This is a genomic window from Candidatus Methylomirabilota bacterium, from assembly GCA_035315345.1.
Lineage (GTDB): Bacteria > Methylomirabilota > Methylomirabilia > Rokubacteriales > CSP1-6 > CAMLFJ01.
The window spans coordinates 1-17,269 of record DATFYA010000062.1 but is presented as its reverse complement, the minus strand read 5'-3'; the positions used below and the strand labels follow the sequence as shown (position 1 = coordinate 17,269).

The 17,269-nt window shown below is 67.9% G+C and carries 18 protein-coding genes and 1 pseudogene; 9 read left to right on the top strand and 10 right to left on the bottom strand.

What is annotated here, in order from left to right; all coding sequences use genetic code 11:
* Positions 1-291: 291 nt before the first annotated feature.
* Both VKN16_07660 and VKN16_07655 read left to right on the top strand, forming a co-directional pair.
* A complete protein-coding gene (locus VKN16_07660; GenBank protein ID HME94073.1) occupies positions 292-1,293 on the top strand; it encodes a branched-chain amino acid ABC transporter permease in 1,002 nt (333 codons plus the stop codon).
* 298 nt (positions 1,294-1,591) lie between these two features.
* On the top strand, positions 1,592-2,146 hold the full coding sequence (locus VKN16_07655; GenBank protein ID HME94072.1) for a hypothetical protein: 555 nt from the start codon (positions 1,592-1,594) through the stop codon (positions 2,144-2,146).
* A 92-nt stretch (positions 2,147-2,238) separates the two neighbouring features.
* Here VKN16_07655 and VKN16_07650 read toward each other — a convergent pair whose 3' ends face one another.
* Positions 2,239-2,829 (bottom strand): hypothetical protein, encoded by a 591-nt coding sequence (locus VKN16_07650; GenBank protein ID HME94071.1) that lies wholly within the window; start codon positions 2,827-2,829, stop codon positions 2,239-2,241.
* A 503-nt stretch (positions 2,830-3,332) separates the two neighbouring features.
* Here VKN16_07650 and VKN16_07645 point away from each other — a divergent pair.
* Both VKN16_07645 and VKN16_07640 read left to right on the top strand, forming a co-directional pair.
* Positions 3,333-3,815, top strand: coding sequence for a putative lipoprotein (locus VKN16_07645; protein ID HME94070.1), 483 nt, complete (start codon positions 3,333-3,335; stop codon positions 3,813-3,815).
* Positions 3,812-4,219 (top strand): hypothetical protein, encoded by a 408-nt coding sequence (locus VKN16_07640; protein ID HME94069.1) that lies wholly within the window; start codon positions 3,812-3,814, stop codon positions 4,217-4,219. Before VKN16_07645 ends, VKN16_07640 begins: the two co-directional genes overlap by 4 nt.
* 614 nt (positions 4,220-4,833) lie before the next feature.
* Here VKN16_07640 and VKN16_07635 read toward each other — a convergent pair.
* Entirely contained in the window at positions 4,834-5,088 is a 255-nt protein-coding gene (locus VKN16_07635) for a hypothetical protein (protein ID HME94068.1), read from the bottom strand.
* The gene (locus VKN16_07630) at positions 5,061-5,576 is read right to left on the bottom strand and encodes a histidine phosphatase family protein (GenBank protein HME94067.1); all 516 of its coding nucleotides are present in this window, start codon (positions 5,574-5,576) and stop codon (positions 5,061-5,063) included. The genes VKN16_07635 and VKN16_07630 overlap by 28 nt, the downstream gene beginning before the upstream one ends.
* 442 nt (positions 5,577-6,018) lie before the next feature.
* On the opposite strand from VKN16_07630, the gene VKN16_07625 reads away from it, so the two are divergent.
* Both VKN16_07625 and VKN16_07620 read left to right on the top strand, forming a co-directional pair.
* Entirely contained in the window at positions 6,019-6,408 is a 390-nt protein-coding gene (locus VKN16_07625) for a RidA family protein (protein HME94066.1), read from the top strand.
* 9 nt (positions 6,409-6,417) lie between these two features.
* Positions 6,418-8,115 carry a thiamine pyrophosphate-binding protein gene (locus VKN16_07620; protein HME94065.1) on the top strand — a complete coding sequence of 566 codons (1,698 nt, stop codon included), beginning with the start codon at positions 6,418-6,420 and terminating at the stop codon, positions 8,113-8,115.
* On the opposite strand, the gene VKN16_07615 is transcribed toward VKN16_07620, so the two are convergent.
* The 6 genes from VKN16_07615 to VKN16_07590 form a co-directional block, all read right to left on the bottom strand.
* Entirely contained in the window at positions 8,116-9,114 is a 999-nt protein-coding gene (locus VKN16_07615; protein HME94064.1) for an LLM class flavin-dependent oxidoreductase, read from the bottom strand.
* 76 nt (positions 9,115-9,190) lie between these two features.
* The gene (locus VKN16_07610) at positions 9,191-9,628 is read right to left on the bottom strand and encodes an alpha/beta hydrolase (GenBank protein ID HME94063.1); all 438 of its coding nucleotides are present in this window, start codon (positions 9,626-9,628) and stop codon (positions 9,191-9,193) included.
* 272 nt (positions 9,629-9,900) lie between these two features.
* The gene (locus VKN16_07605; GenBank protein HME94062.1) at positions 9,901-10,080 is read right to left on the bottom strand and encodes a BrnT family toxin; all 180 of its coding nucleotides are present in this window, start codon (positions 10,078-10,080) and stop codon (positions 9,901-9,903) included.
* 161 nt (positions 10,081-10,241) lie between these two features.
* Positions 10,242-11,495 carry a PEP/pyruvate-binding domain-containing protein gene (locus VKN16_07600; protein ID HME94061.1) on the bottom strand — a complete coding sequence of 418 codons (1,254 nt, stop codon included), beginning with the start codon at positions 11,493-11,495 and terminating at the stop codon, positions 10,242-10,244.
* Positions 11,492-13,042 carry a PEP-utilizing enzyme gene (locus tag VKN16_07595; GenBank protein ID HME94060.1) on the bottom strand — a complete coding sequence of 517 codons (1,551 nt, stop codon included), beginning with the start codon at positions 13,040-13,042 and terminating at the stop codon, positions 11,492-11,494. The genes VKN16_07600 and VKN16_07595 overlap by 4 nt, the downstream gene beginning before the upstream one ends.
* Before the next feature lie 531 nt (positions 13,043-13,573).
* Entirely contained in the window at positions 13,574-13,849 is a 276-nt protein-coding gene (locus VKN16_07590) for a hypothetical protein (GenBank protein ID HME94059.1), read from the bottom strand.
* A 50-nt stretch (positions 13,850-13,899) separates the two neighbouring features.
* Between VKN16_07590 and VKN16_07585 the strand changes: the two are divergent.
* From VKN16_07585 to VKN16_07575, 3 genes and pseudogenes are all read left to right on the top strand, one after another.
* Positions 13,900-14,280, top strand: a pseudogene (locus VKN16_07585) (FAD-dependent oxidoreductase).
* 210 nt (positions 14,281-14,490) lie between these two features.
* The gene (locus tag VKN16_07580) at positions 14,491-15,147 is read left to right on the top strand and encodes a BBE domain-containing protein (GenBank protein ID HME94058.1); all 657 of its coding nucleotides are present in this window, start codon (positions 14,491-14,493) and stop codon (positions 15,145-15,147) included.
* Positions 15,148-15,382: 235 nt separating this feature from the next.
* A complete protein-coding gene (locus VKN16_07575; GenBank protein HME94057.1) occupies positions 15,383-16,867 on the top strand; it encodes a DUF6056 family protein in 1,485 nt (494 codons plus the stop codon).
* 38 nt (positions 16,868-16,905) lie between these two features.
* Here VKN16_07575 and VKN16_07570 read toward each other — a convergent pair whose 3' ends face one another.
* A complete protein-coding gene (locus VKN16_07570; GenBank protein HME94056.1) occupies positions 16,906-17,040 on the bottom strand; it encodes a hypothetical protein in 135 nt (44 codons plus the stop codon).
* Positions 17,041-17,269 lie beyond the last annotated feature (229 nt).

Sequence of the window (17,269 nt, the reverse complement as noted above, 5' to 3'; positions counted from 1 at the left end):
TCGACCGGCCGCCTCAGGTCCAGACGCTTCCGGACCGTCCTCGTCGTGGTCAATAGCTGATCGACGGTCGCGCGGTCCATGTGTCCACTCTCCTGCGAGTGTGTTACTCGGTGAGACTCGGGCGCCAGCAGGCGGGGATTGTCGCCGATCAGAGCTGGGATGGCAAGGCTCTCCCAGGTGGCAATTGGGCCTAGTGGGCAGCCACCGCTTGACGTGCTCGTCCTCGTAGCCGCAGCATCCTGAAGCCACCGGGCGACTGTCGCGGGCGTGCTATCCTCGCGGCCAGCCATCATGATCACAAGGCCGGCGCGAGATGCCGGTGCCCGTGCCATGGGCCCTCGCCGCTTCGCCGTGCTCGTGCTCGCCGTGTGCGCGCTCGCGCTCCCGTTCTTCCTGTGGGGCTTCCGAACCTACCAGCTCGCCTTCGCAGCGACGAACGCGATCGCCATCCTCGGCCTCAACCTGATTGCCGGACAGGCCGGGCTGATCTCGCTCGGGCACGGCGCGTTCTACGGGCTGGGCGCGTATACCCTCGCAGTGCTGATGCGGCACTGGGATGTGTCCGCGTACGCGGGGATCTTCATGGCGGGACTGGTGACCCTGATCACCGGGTACCTCTTCGGACGTGCATTGACGCGGCTCGCCGGCTTCTACCTCGCCCTCGCGACGTTCGCCCTGGCCCTAGCGCTGCCGCAGATGCTCAAGTGCAGCTATGTGAGCCCGTGGACGGGCGGCGCGCAGGGGGTGTACCTGGATCGGCCCAGCGCTCCGCTGCGCCTGCCGGTGACCTCCGATCAATGGTGGTATTTCGTGACGCTCGGCATCCTCGTGATCCTGCTCTGGATGACCCACAACCTGGTCGCCGGCCGCATCGGCCGCGCGATCCGCGCCATGCGCGACCATCCCATCGCCAGCCAGGCTGCCGGCATCGACGTTGCGCGCTATACCGCCCTGACCTTCGGGGTGGGAGCGGCGTACGCGGGCGTCGCCGGCGCGCTCGCCGCGCTGCTTCTCGACTTCGTCGCGCCCGACAGCTTCACGTACTGGCTCTCGATCCTCTTTCTAGTAGGCTCGGTGTTCGGTGGCATGGCATCGGTCTGGGGCGCGGTGGTCGGGGGACTGTTCCTCCAGTTCTGGCCCGACATCGCCGGCATGGTGTCCCGTGATCTCGTCGATCCGGTGTTCGGAGCGCTCCTCGTGCTCTCGATGCGGTTCATGCCGCATGGCGTCGCCGGGATGGTGTCGGCATGGCGATCGGGGGGCTGGATTCGCAGAATGCTACACGGCCAATGAAACCCTCCGGATTCCCGAACCGGAGACCCTGTGGCACGGAACTCCTTGTGTCGGGTGGCTCTTAAGAGGATACTCATCCTGCCTTAGTCCGGAGCGCGCGGTGGGACAAGGGAGGGTCCTACCGCGCCGCGAACCTCACTGGAAACACTGCCCGCCCTTTACCGAAGCCGCTTCCCTGCATGTGGCACCTGGACACCCGTCGCCGCCGGCCCAGACGAGTTCATGGCGGTCGGCGTGCCGGTGTTCGAGAGTGCCGCGCTTCGGCTGGTGCGATGGGCGGTTTGTCTTCGGAGATGTGATGATCGTTTTGCAGATGATAGGGTGGTTTCTTATCTCGTGTATTCTGGTGTCCTTCATCGAGCACCAGGTCCACAGCAAGTTGATGCACCGAAGGAACTTCCTCAGTCGGCATACCACCGCTTATAACCGCATCTTCGAGGCTCACGCTCTCGTACATCATCGACACTATTCCGAGACATTCAGTGATGAGCCGGTGCCGGTTGGTGAAGACAAGGAGATACGTCTGACTCTGCACAAGGCGCCACTGAAGGCCCTCCCCTTTGCTGCTGTGATTGCCCTGGCGTCCTGGCAGGGGGCAGCCGCCTTCGTGGCCGCGATGTGTTTTCACCACTGGGCGTGGAACAAGATTCACCTCGAGATGCACAAGCCGGAGCAACGGCGGTTCAGCACCTGGCCCGTCTATAAGTTTCTGGCCCGTTATCACTGGCTGCATCACAAACACCGGAACAAGAATTTCAATGTCGTGTTCCCATTGGCTGACTATGTTCTCGGAACACATGTTCGCGCCAACGAACTCGACCTCGAATGTATGCAGCAATTGGGACTGCGCTGAATCAACCCGCAGAACCGGTTGGCGGCAGGGTTGGGTCGTCACGGCCGGCTGGGTAAACGAAAGGGGTTAGCGGCCATCGTGCATGGTTATCGCTAGCCGATGAGCCCCTGCTTCTTCATCTCGTCACGCACGGCGTCCACCACCTCGTTGACCAGGTCCTTGGCGTTGGCCGGATTGAAGCTCCGGCTCCGGCTGGCCCAGACGAGCTTGTCGCCGCCGATCTCGTAGACGAGCGTCTCCACCTGAACCAGCGTATCCGTCACGGTGTATCCCGGGGTGTAGACGGCCGGCCAGGCGTACCCCCAGTACCCTCCGACCCCCCGGCTCGCATAGACGGGCGGCACATAGGTCTGCTGCTTGTCGACGCCGGCCAGCCGGAAGGTGATCAGCCCGTCGAAGCCGGCCGCCTTCAGCCGCTCGCGGGCGGCTTCCCACTCCCTGGGCTCGCCGTCGGCGAAGAATTGGTAGGAAGCCACCGCCTGCACATCCCGTATCCGGCGGACCAGTTCGTCCTCGATGGTCCGGCGCCAGGTGATGTCCGTGCTGATGGCCACCACCAAGACCTTCTTGAATTGCAGACGCGCGGTGTCGGGAGCCTTCCAGACATCCGTCAACGTCGTGGATCCGCAGGCGGCGAGGACGAATGCTGCCGCGACAACCATCGCTCCGGTGGAGCGCTGCATCGGCGACCTCCGGGTTGCCGGTTCACTGTGGTTCACTGTGGCCGGTCTCGGGTCCCGCTCGCTGGCCGCGTGGCCTCCGGGACCCGAGGTTCCACCATGCTAAACGACCTGATCGCACTCGTCGAATTCGAGATCCGAAGGCTCGACTGTGCGTTCCTTCGCGCTGCGGGGCGTGAATGCAGTGGATACTGGGTTGGGCTGGCCGCGCCTGACCACGCGGTCGCCGGTCCGACCATGACATGCTGACCCACCACCACGTCCGGCTTCGGAAAGCGCGTGAACAGACCGTCATCGACGACCGAGGCGATGGAGTCGATCTCGCGCGCGGGAAGGCCGGTGAACACCGGCGTGGAGCGGAGGAATGCCGCGATCTCCTTCGCTGGCATCGCGGGCAGGAGCGCACGGCGGTCCCTGGCGCGTCGGCGCACACGGGCGTGTTTGCGTTGTCGCGCCATTGCCGCTATAGTCCTCGGCGGCATCGCCACCCCCGGAGGAGCGGCGACTTGACACATTTCTTCGTGCGGCGGCGCTGGCAACCGGTGAGTCTCCTGCTGTTGCTGGCCGTGCTGCTGGGTCCGCTCGGCTGCTCGCTCTCGGACAGCTCCAGGAGCTCGTCGGACAGCTCGAAGAGCTCGTCGGACAGCTCGAAGAGCTCGTCGGACTCCTCCGCGAGCAGCTCCGCCTCCTCGAGCCCCGGCGACACTGCGTACTTCGACGACGTCCGGATCGCGACCGAGGCCTACGCGAAGTCGGGCGGGCCCTTCGACGCCTACCAGAAGAAGCTCGGCGATCTGGCGCGCGATCGTGGCGTCACCAACTGGGAAGAGAACCTCGGCACCTACGTGGCCATCGGCGAGGGGCTCGGCAGCGCCAAGGCGAGCTCCGGTCTGGTCGAGACCTTCAAAGACCGACTGGCCCCGCCAGGCAGCGTCAACAGTCCCGACAAGCGCTCCGCCATCCAGAAAGGCTACGAGTCCAGGAAGTGACGGGTCTGCTCCGGCCAAAACGAGCCACGCTATCTTCGAAGTGGCTGGTCGGTCTCCAGACGATTCAGCCAACCGACTTGGTCGTGGCCCTGCAATCGTTCTTCGGCGTGCTCCGCGAAATGAAGACAGAAGTCGCGATGACGAGCGCGCACCACCTCGCTGTCGGGAGAATCGCCGAGCTTCTCGAGACCGTATTGTCGGATGGTCTCGAGCAGGCAATAGCGAGGATAACTCCTGGTCGTGCACGGTTGCGGGGGCTGGCACCAAGCGTTGCCTGCCTGAGCGCCTCGACCGCCTTGGCAACGCCCGCCTCGTTCGCGAACTGGGCCAGCGCCGAGCAACTCCGCAACCCAATCACGGACCTTGGATTGACTCGGACCGACGAGCCGGACCACCCCAGGTGAAGCTGAATCCCACCGCGGGAGTCCCGCCTTGCTGCCCGCGCGCCACCTCGCTACCGACCGGAGTGGTGGGCGCAATCCAAGCTGAGGCGCCGAACTCTCCAGTCTGTGTCTTGCCCGTCGGGCCGATGAACATTGGTTCACTCGGACCCGCGGCGCCCGGTGTTCTTGTGGATGGCGGCACGCTGGCTCCTGGGCCTTTCCAGGATTCAGGCGGACGATTCAGGACGCCGAGAGCATCCTGTGCCTTCCGGCTCGCCATGATCACGTCGCCTTGTTGGCACGCCGCCTCAGCATGACGGACAAGTTCCTCCGCCTCACCTAGCCGGGACGGCTCTATGTCCCGTTTTCCTCTCAAGGCTCTCGCGAGCGCGCTCTGTGCGTCTCTCACTTCCGTGGCGCACGTGTCAGAAGCGTGGCTGGCTGGGAAGAGCCCCAACGCAGCGACAGCAAAACTGATCACCCCGACGAGCCGTGGTCCCATTACAAATAACGCTCCTCTCATCGAGGGCAGTGTTCATGCCAGATCAGATGTTGGATACGTCCGGAAGATGTTAACACTTTGAGCGGCCGGCTGGAGCAGGTCGCTGAGCGGCTGAACCAATGAGCGCCCCAGCCTATTGATTGCGGTCCGCGGCAAACAGGCCGCGATTCTCCACCCGCGAGGGCGGCGCCAGCACGACGACGAGCCACATCTTGCCCGGCGTCTCGAGCTTGGCGAACCCGTGGGGGTACTCGTAGCCCGCCGCGCGAATCGTACCCGTGAGAGTGAGCACCTCCCTCGAGTCGTAGCCGGTCCAGCCGTGATGGGCGAGCGCGACCGCTGGGCCGAGCACGAGCCGCATCAGCAGGAGCGCAAGCGCGGATCGCATAGGAGTCCTCCCGGAGCGAGCAAACCGGCCGCGGTGAATCGACTGTGGCCACGCGGCGTGAAGACTACCAGCTCGCCCTCCTGGGGCCGTTCACCGGTGGCGTCTTGAACGGTGACGAAGTGGGTCACGAGGATCAAGTTACCCCCGACCGGCACCGTCCCGAGGACCTCGTGGATCTGGCGGACGCGTGCGGCAATCTGGTCGGGCGCGCGCGGTCCGCCGAGAAGCGGCCACCAGGGCTCGGCGCGGCCGAACGCGAGCCGGGCGGTATCGAGGCAGCGGCACACTGGACTGGAAGGCACGTGCGCGATAGGAACTTCCCGTGCGCGGAAGACCTCGCCGATCTTCCGCGCCTGCTCGCGGCCTGCCTCGGTCAGGTTGCGCTGGGTCGAGCAGTCCTCGAGCCGAAACCCCGGGGGATCGCTGTCGGTGGCGTGTGCGTAGACCGGATAAAGGCCCTGGGTTGACGGAACACGCAGTCTCAGCACTGGCCTCCGACCGCGGGTTCTCGTGTCGCCCCCCATCTACGGCGCGGACAAACCGGCGTGTCAAGCCAATATTCTGCCGAGCACCCGCCTTCGAATTCGACTTCCCCGGACTCGAGCGATTGGGGGAGATCGCGCCATTCTTCGCGAAGACGGTCGCCAATCTCGGCTGGTATTAGGCGGCGGCCGCCGACGGAGATGACCCCGAGTCCAACGTAGTAGGACCGGCCGTCCGCGCGGCGCCCACGCCGGCGAACCGTCTCCTGGGTGAAGTCCGGGCGAACGAAAGGGGTCAGCGGCTGATCGGCCGCCAACCCTCGTTCTTCGTGGTGCGGGGGCTGGATTTGCAGGATGCTACCGTCAGTCGCGTGGAGGCGAGGCCAGCCCGGTGCTAGACTCGGCGCGGGTCGGGACCCTCGGCTTCCCCCAACAAAGGAGACTCGTCATGGCCCGCATTCCGATCGCTCCGCCCGGCATGAAGGATCAGCGCCCGCGCTACACGCTCGGCTGGCGCGTGGGCAACCACATCTACGTCGCGGGCCAGCTGCCGTTCGACAAGGATGGCAACCTCCTCGGCAAGGGCGACATCAAGGCGCAGACGCGCCGCATCTTCGAGCAGATCAAGATGATCGTGGAGGCGGGCGGCGGCAAGATGGACGACGTGGTGAAGGTCACCGTCTTCGTCACCGACATCCGGTATCGCGAGCCGTACGGCGAGGTGCGCTCGGAGTTCTTCGGGCCCAATCCGCCCGCCAGCACGCTGGTGCAGATCGGAAACCTCGCCATCCCCGACGCACTCATCGAGATCGAAGCCGTCGCGGCGCTCGACGGCTGAGGGCTCCCCATGACCAAGATGAACGACAGTCGGATCGCGCCGGTGTTCCAGATCCTGGCCGAGGACATCCACGCGCTCGGCGTGCGCACCGTGTTCGGGCTCATCAGCGACGACACGGCCGTCTTCGCCGTCACCCTCGACGGGCTCGGCGTCAAGTTCGTCGGCGCGCGGCACGAGAACAACGCCATCGCCATGGCCGAGGGCTATGCCTACGCTACCGGCGAGCTGGGCGTGGCCGTCATCGGTCGTGGGCCGGCGACGGCGAACGGGCTCCACGCCGCCGTGGCGGCCAGCCGCATGGGCTCGCGCGTGCTGGTGATCTACGGCGACGCCGCCGTCGGGGGCGGCGCCGTCAACGGCATCGGCCCCGACTACAAGGGCTTCAACGCGCAGGCCGTCCTGGGGGCCGCGGGACTCACCTGCTTCACGGCCGCCAGCGCGGCGACCGCGCGCCAGACCCTGGCCGACGCGGTGGCCGCCGCCAGTCGTGGAGCGCTGGCGGCGCTGCTCCTGCCCACCAACGTCCAGATGGCGAACGTGGAGGTCTGGGGGCCGGCCGCCGCGCGGCTCATCCCGGCCGGCGAGCCGGCGGCCGCCCGCCAGCAGTCCATCGACTCCGCCGCGGCGCTCCTGAGCCGGAGCCGGAGTCCCGTCATCGTGGCCGGCCTCGGCGCTCATCGAGCGGGGGCGAAGGAGGCGTTGCAGGACCTGGCGGAGAAGATCGGCGCCCTGCTGATGACCTCGGCCCGCGGCAAGGACATGTTCCACGGCCATCCGTACAACCTGGGCATTCTCGGATCGTTCTCCCACACGATGGGACGGCGCATGATGGACCAGGCCGATTGCGTGCTGGTGTTCGGCGCCGGGCTCAACTTCCTCACCATGAGCTTCGGGGCCTCCGTGCCTCCGGTCCCCATCATCCAGGTCGATACCGTGCGCGCCCACATCGGACGGTGGACCACGGCGGACGTGGCGGTGGTGGGCGACGCCCGGCGGGTGGCCGAGCAGCTGCTGGCCGCGCTGCCAGCCCGGCGCAGCTCCGAGAAGCCCTTTCACACTGCCGAGAACCTGGCCACCATCGCCGGCTTCGACATCGCCCGGGACTTCGAGGCGGCGCACACCCCCCGCACCGTGGATCCCCGGGCGCTCGGAGTCGAGCTCGACCGGCTGTTGCCCCGGGAGCGCAACGTCGTCTATGACGCGGGAAACTTCCTCGGCATCCTGCCCTACCTCACCGTGCCCACGCCCGGCCATCTGAAGATGACGAGCGAGTTCGCGTCGATCGGGCTCGGCTTCGGCACGGCGCTCGGCGTGGCGAAGGGACGCCCGCGTGTCCCCACCGTGCTGGTGATCGGGGACGGCGGCTTCCTCATGACCATGAGCGAGCTGGAGACGGTGAGCCGGGAAGACATCCCGCTGATCGTCGTGCTGATGAACGACTGCGCGTACGGGGCCGAGCTGCACTTCCTGGCCCTGCGCAAGCTCCCCGTCGGCAAGTCGGTGTTTCCGGACGTGGAGTTCGCGGCGGTGGCGGAGGCGTTCGGGTTTCAGGCGTACACGATCCGCAGCCTGGACGACCTGCGCGCGCTCGGACCGGTGCTGGGCAAGCCGGACGGCCCCATCCTTCTGGACTGCAAGGTCAACGCGGACATCGCCGCGCCCTTCATGGGCGAGTTCGCCGAGTTCGAAGCGCGACAGCACGGTTGATCAGGAGGGCCGGCCGCTCGGCGACTCGGTCATCGCGGCCGCGGCGATCTCGTAGGACCGCAGGCGGGCCGGCTGATCGTAGATGTGCGACACGACCATCAGCTCGTCGGCCTGCGTGCGCTCCACGAACTCGCGCATCTCCGCGGCCACGGTGCCCGGCGCGCCGACGAACGAGACGCGCGACCGCCGGAGCGGATCGCCGGCATCGCGCAGGTCGCGCTCCCACTCCTTCGACGGCGGCGGCAGCTGGATCGGCCGACCGGAGCGCAGGGCGGCGAACGACTGGCGCCCCGACGAGGCCAGGAACCGCGCCTCGTCCTCGGTGTCCGCCGCCACCACGTTCACCCCCAGCATCACGTACGGAGCGGCCAGCTGGGCCGAGGGCCGGAAGCGCTCCCGATAGATGCCGATCGCCTCGAGGAGCATCGCGGGCGCGAAGTGCGAGGCGAAGGCGAACGGCAGACCCAGCGCCGCGGCCACCTCGGCGCCGAACGTGCTGGACCCGAGAATCCAGATGGGCACCCGCAGGCCGGCGCCGGGCACCGCGTGCACGGCCTGCCCCGGTCGCGGGTCGGCCAGGAACTCCATCACCTCGAGCACGTCGTTGGGGAAGTTGTTGGGATCGACGCGCAGTGTGCGCCGCAGGGCGAACGCGGCGGCCTGGTCCGTGCCCGGGGCGCGCCCCAGGCCGAGATCGATGCGCCCGGGGAACAGCGCCTCCAGCGTGCCAAACTGCTCGGCCACCTGCAGCGGCGCATGGTTCGGCAGCATGATGCCCCCGGCGCCGATCCGGATGCGCGAGGTGCCGGCCCCCACGTGGCCGATGAGCACGGAGGTGGCCGCGCTGCCGATCCCGGGCATGTTGTGATGCTCGGCCAGCCAGAACCGCCGGTAGCCCAGCTGCTCCGCGTGCTGCGCCAGCCGCAGCGAGTGGCGGAAGGCCTCCGCCGGCGTGCCGCCCTGAAGGATGGGAGCGAGATCGAGAACCGACAGTATCAATCAGCGGCCCCGAGGTTCGGAGTCGGCTTCTCGACCTCGAGACCCGCCGCCACCCCTGGACAACCGGCCCGCTCGATCATCTCCCCTTCCTCACCTCTTCCATCGTCGGCCCCCCTTCCACGGGTTTGCAAGATTTTAGCGCCGAAGTTAAGAATTGGAAGGCGCGCTGGCGGGACAATCCACGGACATCTCGGCGGCACGACATCGGTGTGGGGCGTGCCGAATGGCGTCGCCGGGACGATGTCGATATGGCGATGGCTAGCGACCAAACGAGCGTCGGAATGGCCTCGAAGCGATCAGACATCCCGGTCCCAGGCTTGTCAAAGACGATCAGGCGCGAGAACGAGGCGAGCCGGCGCATCATGCGCGCCTGCGCCGGGTTCTGCCACTGAGCCTCCACGTGCGACACGAAGCCCGGCACCCAGACGACGTCCAGCGGTCCGCTGCCGATCACCTGATAGGCGATGTGGGTGTCGCCGCTCTTGGCGTAGCGAGTTTCGGGAACATCGGCCATGGCCGTCCCTCCTCAGACGCAGCCCACCGACCGAGCTGGTTATAGTTAGATCTCAGGCGGTACGCACTCGTGCGACATGCTTTGCCAGCAAGTCGTTGATAAGCGATTGGTAGCCCAATCTTCGTCGCTTCGCTTCCCGGCGGACCGCAGCGAGAACCGCCGGGTCGATCCGAATCGCGATCAGTCGCCGGGGCTCGGCGCCCAACGGTGGCCGTCCTACCCGACGCATCGCCCGGAGCTGCGCCGCAGAGGCCTCTGGAATCTCCGAGAAGTCAATCCCCCGACGCCGCCGCGTAGGCCGCACGCTCTTTGCGGCTCGCCCGGCGCGCGCTGATGATACGGATGCTCTCGTCATCGTCTCGCCTCCTCACGGTATAGGCGACGATGAGCACGCGGCCCGTCACGGCGCGGCCCAATCGCAGGAATCGTGATTCCTTCTCAGAATGACTCAGATCCTGGCCGTCGTCCGCTAACCCCCTCGTCCTTCATGGTTGCGGGGGCCCGCAATCACCGAAATCGACTCGGCTCAACTTCGAGGTGGGTGTCATCTGACTGCCAACCCTTGTGTCCGGGCTTGCCGGTCGGTTCGTCGACGAGGCTGAAGGTTCGCTGCTTAGGTCGGGTCGGCGGCGCGCAACCGCTTCGCTAGCGCCTGCAGGAGCTTCCATCCGGTGGCGCCGTTCCGTTCGACCAGCGGGCGAAACTCCCAGAACGTGAGCCCGTAGCAAATCAGGTCGGTCGCCGCGGTTACCGTGGCCGAGCGGGGACCACCGTCGATCAGGGCGATCTCGCCGAAGTAATCACCCGGTCCCAGGGTGGCGAGATCGACGCCTTTGCGCGAGACCGTGGCCTCCCCGGAGTCAATGAGGAAGAAGGCGGCGCCCCCGGAGCCCTCCATGATGACGGTCTCGCCCTTCTTGAAGGGACGTTCCTTGAGCAGACGGGCGATTTGCTCGACCTGCCTCCGGTCCATGTCGGCGAAGAGCTGGACGCGCCGGAGGGCGGCCACGGGGTTGCGCGGAGGCGGGCCGGGCGGTGGTGCCTGGCTGTGCGCCTTTCCGGTGGTGACGGCACGGCACTGGAGGAGGTAGAGCGCTCCATCCTGGAACGCCCATTCGATGTCACGCCGTGGGCCGTAGACCTTCTCGCAGTGCAGGGCGAGCTCGCCCAAGGCCGCGAGCTCGGCGTCGCCGAGGCAGAGCTGGTTCACCTGCGCGGGTGGCAGGTGCTGCTCGAAGGTCCCCCCGTTCGGGAGCGAGCGGATCGCGATGCGCTTGCGCCCGACCTTGCGCTCCAGCACTTGGCCGGAGCGGTCGAGGCGGAAGTGGTCCGGGACGACGAGGCCGGCAACCACGGCTTCACCGAGGCCCCAACTCGCTTCGATCAGGCGCTCATCGGCGCCGGTGACCGGGTGTTCGGTGAACATGACCCCGGCGACGGTGGGGTTGAGGAGCGTCTGGACGACGACGCCGACGCTCGGCCGGGTGAACAGGCCGACACGCTGGCGGTAGGTGATGGCCGAGTCCGAGTTCGCAGACCACCAGACCTCGCGGACGGCGCCGGGAACATCAGCCGCCGAATGGACGTTGAGCACGCTGAGGTGCTGGCCGGCGAAGCTCGCCGCCGCGCCGTCTTCGTCGACGGCTGACGACCGGACGGCGAACGGGGGCGGCAGGGCGGCGATCGCCTTCGCCACCTGTTCAATCGCCTTGCTCTCCCCCGAGGCAACGGACTCGACCAAGTCGCCCGAAAGGGCCACGCCGGGCGGGACCGGGAGGCCCTGGCGCGCGGCGTCGCCGAGCCCCACGGCCTTCGACCCGTAGAGCGATGTCTCGCGCGCCTTCGCGAGGGAGACGACCTTTTTCACCCGAGCACCGTGACCTCGCCCGCGTCCCCGTCGACGCGGACCAGGACGCCGTCGGCGATGCGTTCCGTCGCCTCGCGGGTCCCGACGACGCCGGGGATGCCGTACTCGCGCGAGACGATCGCCGCATGCGAAAGGAGGCCGCCGTTGTCGGTGACGATCCCGCCGAGGAGCGGGAGCAGGATGTTGAAGGCCTCGGTCGTCGACTCGGTGACCAGCACGTCGCCCTTGCCGATCCGGCCGAACTCGGAGGGGCCGGAGACGCGGCGCGCGGGCCCTTCGTAGACGCCCTTGCTCGCCGCCAGCCCGTAGAGAACCCTCTCCTCGTTCTGCGCCTCGGAGCTGCCGAAGAGGTGGCCCAAGGCGATGAAGGTCGCGCGCATGAGGCGACCGGCCGATGGGGGCAGGGTGGCGAGGTCGAGGGGGGGCGGCTCGGGCGGGCCAAGCAACGGCGGGACGTCTTTGGCGGTGTAGGTCGTGCGGTATTCGGCGCGCTCGGCCAGCTCGTCCGCAGACGGGCCACCGGTGCCGGCGACGAGCGCGCACATCTCGTCGAGGCGGGCGTCCAGCATCTGCTGGGGAGTGGCGATGCGGCCGCGGCTCGCGACCCGCCGGCCCGCCGCAAGGGCGGCGCGCCGCATGAGGCCCGACGCCCAGATGTCACTGTACACGCCACGCTCGTCGCGGAGACGGTAGGTGAGGCGGGCCTCGCCGAGCAGCTCGTCGAACTCGGCCTGGTGCGCCGCGGGGACCTGGGCGCGGACTTCAGCAATGCGGGCGTCGACGTCCGAGGACCCCCTGGCTTCTGCGGACACGGCGATGCGGATGGCTCTGAGGAGCGCGTCCGGCATTTCGAGCGCCGAGGGCTCGGCGATGTCGAAGCCGTCGATGAGGCGGTTGCCGACCAAGTCGAGGTAGCCGGACACCGCCGCGCCGGCTTCGTCCCCGAGCCCACGGAGGCCCGCGAGCACCTGTGCGGGATCGCCGTCGGATGCTAGGACCTCACGCGCAGCGGGGTCCTGGGCGAACGCCCGCTTCAGGCGCTCCATCTGGTCGGAGCCCCCCGCAGACACCACTGCCGAACCGCGCATCAAGCCCAGCAGCTCGGACGGCGGCAGGCCCGTCCAGTCCCCAACGTGCGCGAGGAAGTCTCCCGTCGGGAGCACGGCACCGGCCGTGAAGCGCATGTGCTGGGTGATCATGGCCGAATGGTGGTCGCGGCAGCGCGTCAGGTAGTCGACCAGCTCCGCGTCGGAAAGAGCGTCCGGACTGACCGCCTGCAGCTCCCGGTGCCTGGCAATGGAGGACGGCTTGCAATTCTCGTCCCACTCGCGAAGCTGCTCCCGCCAGAGCTTCTGCGCGAAGACTTGTTCAGCGCGCTGGTAGCGCTCCGGGACTTCGGCGTCCGGAGCCGGCAGCATCTGGTTGTAGCCGAAGCCGTTGACGTAGGCGATCTGGAGGCCGTCGATGAGCATCCCGTAGAAGCGGGCGAAGTCGTTAGTGCCCGTCTTGAAAGAGGGGGGATGCGTCTCCTGGAAGTAGCGCGTCATCGGGCGCGGGAGGTGCACAGCGTCTTGCTTCCAGGTTCCTGGCCCTGGTGCTTCAAAACGGAGTTCGATCGGAGTGCCTGACGCACCCATGGCGGTCCCTCTCTCTGGAACGGCCCCGCAGATCTCGCGGCGCCGCTGGCGATTATTCTCTTTTCGGAGCGGTGGGCAAGCGGCCCGTTCAGGCTGCCCGGCACGGACTATACAGCCAAAAGGGGATCAGTAGCCAGTCACACGGGCCGTGGGAGGCTGATTGGCCGGGGACTTCCGCAGGAACCTGGCGCCCTCCGTGAAGCGCCCGCGTTATCCCCGCCAATATCCGAGCGTGTCAGACCGCATCAGCATCAGTTCCCTTCCGTGCGGGTGCCCCGAGCGCGTGGCGATGGCAGTATTCCGTAATCATTTGGGATTCGAAGCGCTATCGCGGAGTCTAACTGGGCTACGGCCACGCCTCGTTGAGCATCACGTTGGCGAGCATTACGTTGGCGGACTCCCGCTGGGCAGCTGGTCGGCAAGGGTGAGATCCAACCGCGTTCACCGCACGGCGGCCGGGGTCGCGACCCGCTCGACGCGGGCGAAGCTGCTCAGCCGGAGCCAGGTCGGGAAGCCGCGGACGAGGGACGGTGACCCTTCGAGCCAGATCGAGCCGGCACGGAGCGCTGCGGCCAGGGGGACGTCGCCCATCCACACCCGGGTGAGCGTCTTCAGATCCGCGGTCACGACGACGTCGACCGGGAAGCCGGGGTCCTTCAGACAGAGATCGACCTCCGACCGGGCGAGGAGGAGCCACCACGTCCGCGAGCACCGCATGGTGGCCGGCGCGCCGCGGAAGTCGAAGCGGACGACGACCCGCGCTCGTCGCGCGCTGCACCGGCGTCGCCGACGTCCGGGCCGCCGTGCGGTTCGCCCGCGAGCGGCAGCTGGTTGTCGCCGTGCGCGGCGGCGGCCACAACGTGGGCGGCACCGCGACGTGCGACGGCGGCATCGTCATCGACCTATCCCCGATGAAGGGCCTCCGGGTCGATCCCGTCACGCGGACCGCGCAGGCGCAGCCTGGGCTGCTCTGGGGCGAGGTCGACCGCGAAACCCAGGCCTTCGGCCTCGCCACTCCGGGCGGCATCGTGACCCACACCGGGATCGGAGGTCTCACCCTCGGCGGGGGCCTGGGCTGGCTCATGCGCCGCTACGGGCTCACCATCGACAACCTGCTCTCGGCGGACGTGGTCACCGCGGACGGGGAGTTCCTGCGTGCCAGCGCCGACGAGCACCCCGACCTCTTCTGGGGTCTTCGCGGCGGCGGCGGCAACTTCGGCGTGGTGACGTCGTTCGAGTATCGCCTGCATCCGGTCGGCCCGACCGTCCTCGCCGGCGTGTCCCTCTACCCTGCCGCCAGGGCGCGCGAGGTGCTCGCCTCCTACCGGGAGTGGGTGGCGACGGCCCCCGACGAGCTGATGACCATTGTCGTGCTGACCACGGCCCCGGCCGCCCCGTTCCTGCCGGCGTCGGTCCACGGGCAGCCCGTCGTGATCATCGGCGTGTGCTACGCCGGCTCGCTCGACGAGGGCGAGCACGCGATCGCTGGACTGCGCCGGATCGGCCCGCCGCTGGCCGACACGATCCGCCCGGCGCCGTACGTCGGGCACCAGGCCCTGCTCGACCCCGGGGTGCCGCACGGGCGCGGGTATTACTGGAAGTCGGAGTACGTGGCGGCGCTCAGCGACCCGCTGATCGCGACGCTGGCCGAGCACGCCTGGCGTGCGGCCACCCCGGAGTCGTACACGATCATCTTCCATCTCGGCGGGGCCGTCGCGAGGGAAGATCCCGAAGCCTCGGCGTTCGAGGACCGGCGGGCCGGGCACGCGGTGAACATCGACGCGGTCTGGTCCGACCCCGAGCGGGCGCCGGCCTGCATGGCGTGGACCCGGAATTTCTGGGAGGTGATCCGCCCGTACTCCACCGGCCGTGTCTACGTGAACTTCCTGGGCGAGGAGGGGCAGGACCGAGTGCGGGCCGCGTACGGGGACAGAAAGTACGAGCGGCTGCGCGCGCTCAAGCGGACCTACGACCCGACGAACCTGTTCCGTCTCAACCAGAACATCCGGCCGTAGACGCCCCGGGGACCCCTGACCCCCTATCGTTCGTGCTCCCGGACGTGGATTTGCGCAGAATGTTACACGCAGACGGAACGCAGGCGGTCCGGTGTATGCCATTGGCGACATCGCCAAAGCTCGCGCGGACTCGACGGCAAAAAGAGAGACGCGCTGCTTCGCCTGGCTGTATGCTTGCTGCCGGCAATCGGCTGGGAATATTGAATTCACCGCGACTTCGTTCGCAGTAGCCAGCATGGCTGACACCGGTGTCTCGGGCCGGGAGGCGCCTGCTACGCGCCCCTTCGGCCTCGTGGACCTCGACGCCCGAGCCCTTCGCGGGGAGAAGTGGCTCTGCATGTCTGGCATCGCCGCCGTGCTCGTGGTGGCCTCGACGTTGTTCTTTTACGCTCACCCCTTGGCCGACGACTTTGCCCGCGCCTACAAGGGCCGCACGCAGGGTGTCGTCTCCGCCACGATCCTCGAGTACTTCACCTGGACCGGTCGTTGGGCCTCGACCGGCCTGGACTACTTCCTGACGTCGTCGTTCGACCTCGTGCGGCTCTATCCGCTGCTGTTGATGATCAACCCCGCGCTGCTCGCCGGTGGGCTCTACCTGCTCCTGCTGGCCGCGGGGATCGGTACCGCCCGCGGCCAGCGCCTCGCCTTGACCGCCGCCGCGCTCGCGCTCTACTGGGCGGGAATGCCTCACCCGGGAGAGAGTATCTATTGGCTGACCGGCGGCGACAGCACGTTCGCCGGGCTCAGCGTATCGCTGCTGCTGCTGGCCGGCCTCCTTCGGCAGCCGGCGCCGACGATGCACGGCTCGGTCGCCATCGGCGCAGGATTGAGCCTGCTGACGGTGCTGGCCACCGGGTTCCACGAGCTCTTCGGCCTGCTGGTGTGCATCGTCCTCGTCGGCGGGGCGCTCCGAGCGTGGCTCGCACGCGATCCGCGCCGCTGGATCTGGGCGGTCTGTGTGGTGGCCGCGCTCGTCGGGTTCCTGGTCGTGTATCTCGCCCCGGGCAACGCCGTGCGCCGAGCCGAGTTCCGGCTCGCGGGAAAGCTCGACGTCGCGCTCCGGTTGACGGTCACGCAAGGCATCCGGGACGTCATATCTTGGGTGCTCGATATCCGGCTGCTGATGGGCACGGCGTTGCTGCTGATGTTGGCGCCGCAGGCCCTGACCGGGCTCCGGCCCGGGCGCGACGGCACCGCACGAGACGTGGTGATCGTCGCGCTGACGTGGGTCGTGGCCCTCGTCGCGGCCTACGCGGCGGGGAGTTGGGCGATCGGTATCAACATGCCCGCCCGCACGCGGAACGGCATCTATCTGGTCTTCCTCGCGGGGTGGTTTTGGGTCCTCGTGATGCTGGCCCGGCTGATCGCCATGCGGGAACATCCACGCCTGGGCGTGCGGCCGCTGATGTGCCGGGTGGCCGCCGTGATCTTCGTCGTCGCCATGCTTCTGACCGGCAACACGTGGAAAGCGCTCGGAGACCTGCATCGGACCGCGCCTGTCTACAGCAAGGCGATGCGGGACCGGTGGCGATCGCTCGAGGCCGCGCAGGCGCGCGCCGAGCAAGACGCGGTGGTGGAACCGCTACCGGCCCGGCCGCAGTTGTACATCAGCTATTTCGAGCTCCGCCAGGACCCCGCCTATTGGGAGAACTGGAGCGTCGCCCACTACTTCGGCCTCCGCTCCGTGCGGCTGGGCGGCACCAACAAGGAAAATCGTTGAAGGTCGCTTTGGCGCTCTTCGGCTCTCGTCGGCAGTGATCAGGATGCCGGCTTCGGCTGAAGCGTCCGAACAATGGCATCGGCCATGGCGTCCGCCTCCTCGTCGAGCAAGCGGGATCCCGCCTCCGGGCTGGCGGCGGGGCTGCGCGGTCCGGAGGAGCGCTTGCCCTTCATCGATCGATTCGACTCCGGTGGCCCTTGCATCGCCTCCCACGAGCTCCGTCGGATCCTGCGTTTGCGGTCACGAGCAGCGTGTCGAGAGGCGCCCGGCTAGATGCCCAGCGCCTCGACCACGAGCCGCCCCAGCTCCCGGCGGAGCTTCTCGCGTACGCGCGCGTGGGACCGGCTCCGGTTCAGATTGCGTAGCTCGAACGGATCGGTCTCGAGATCGTACAGCTCGTCG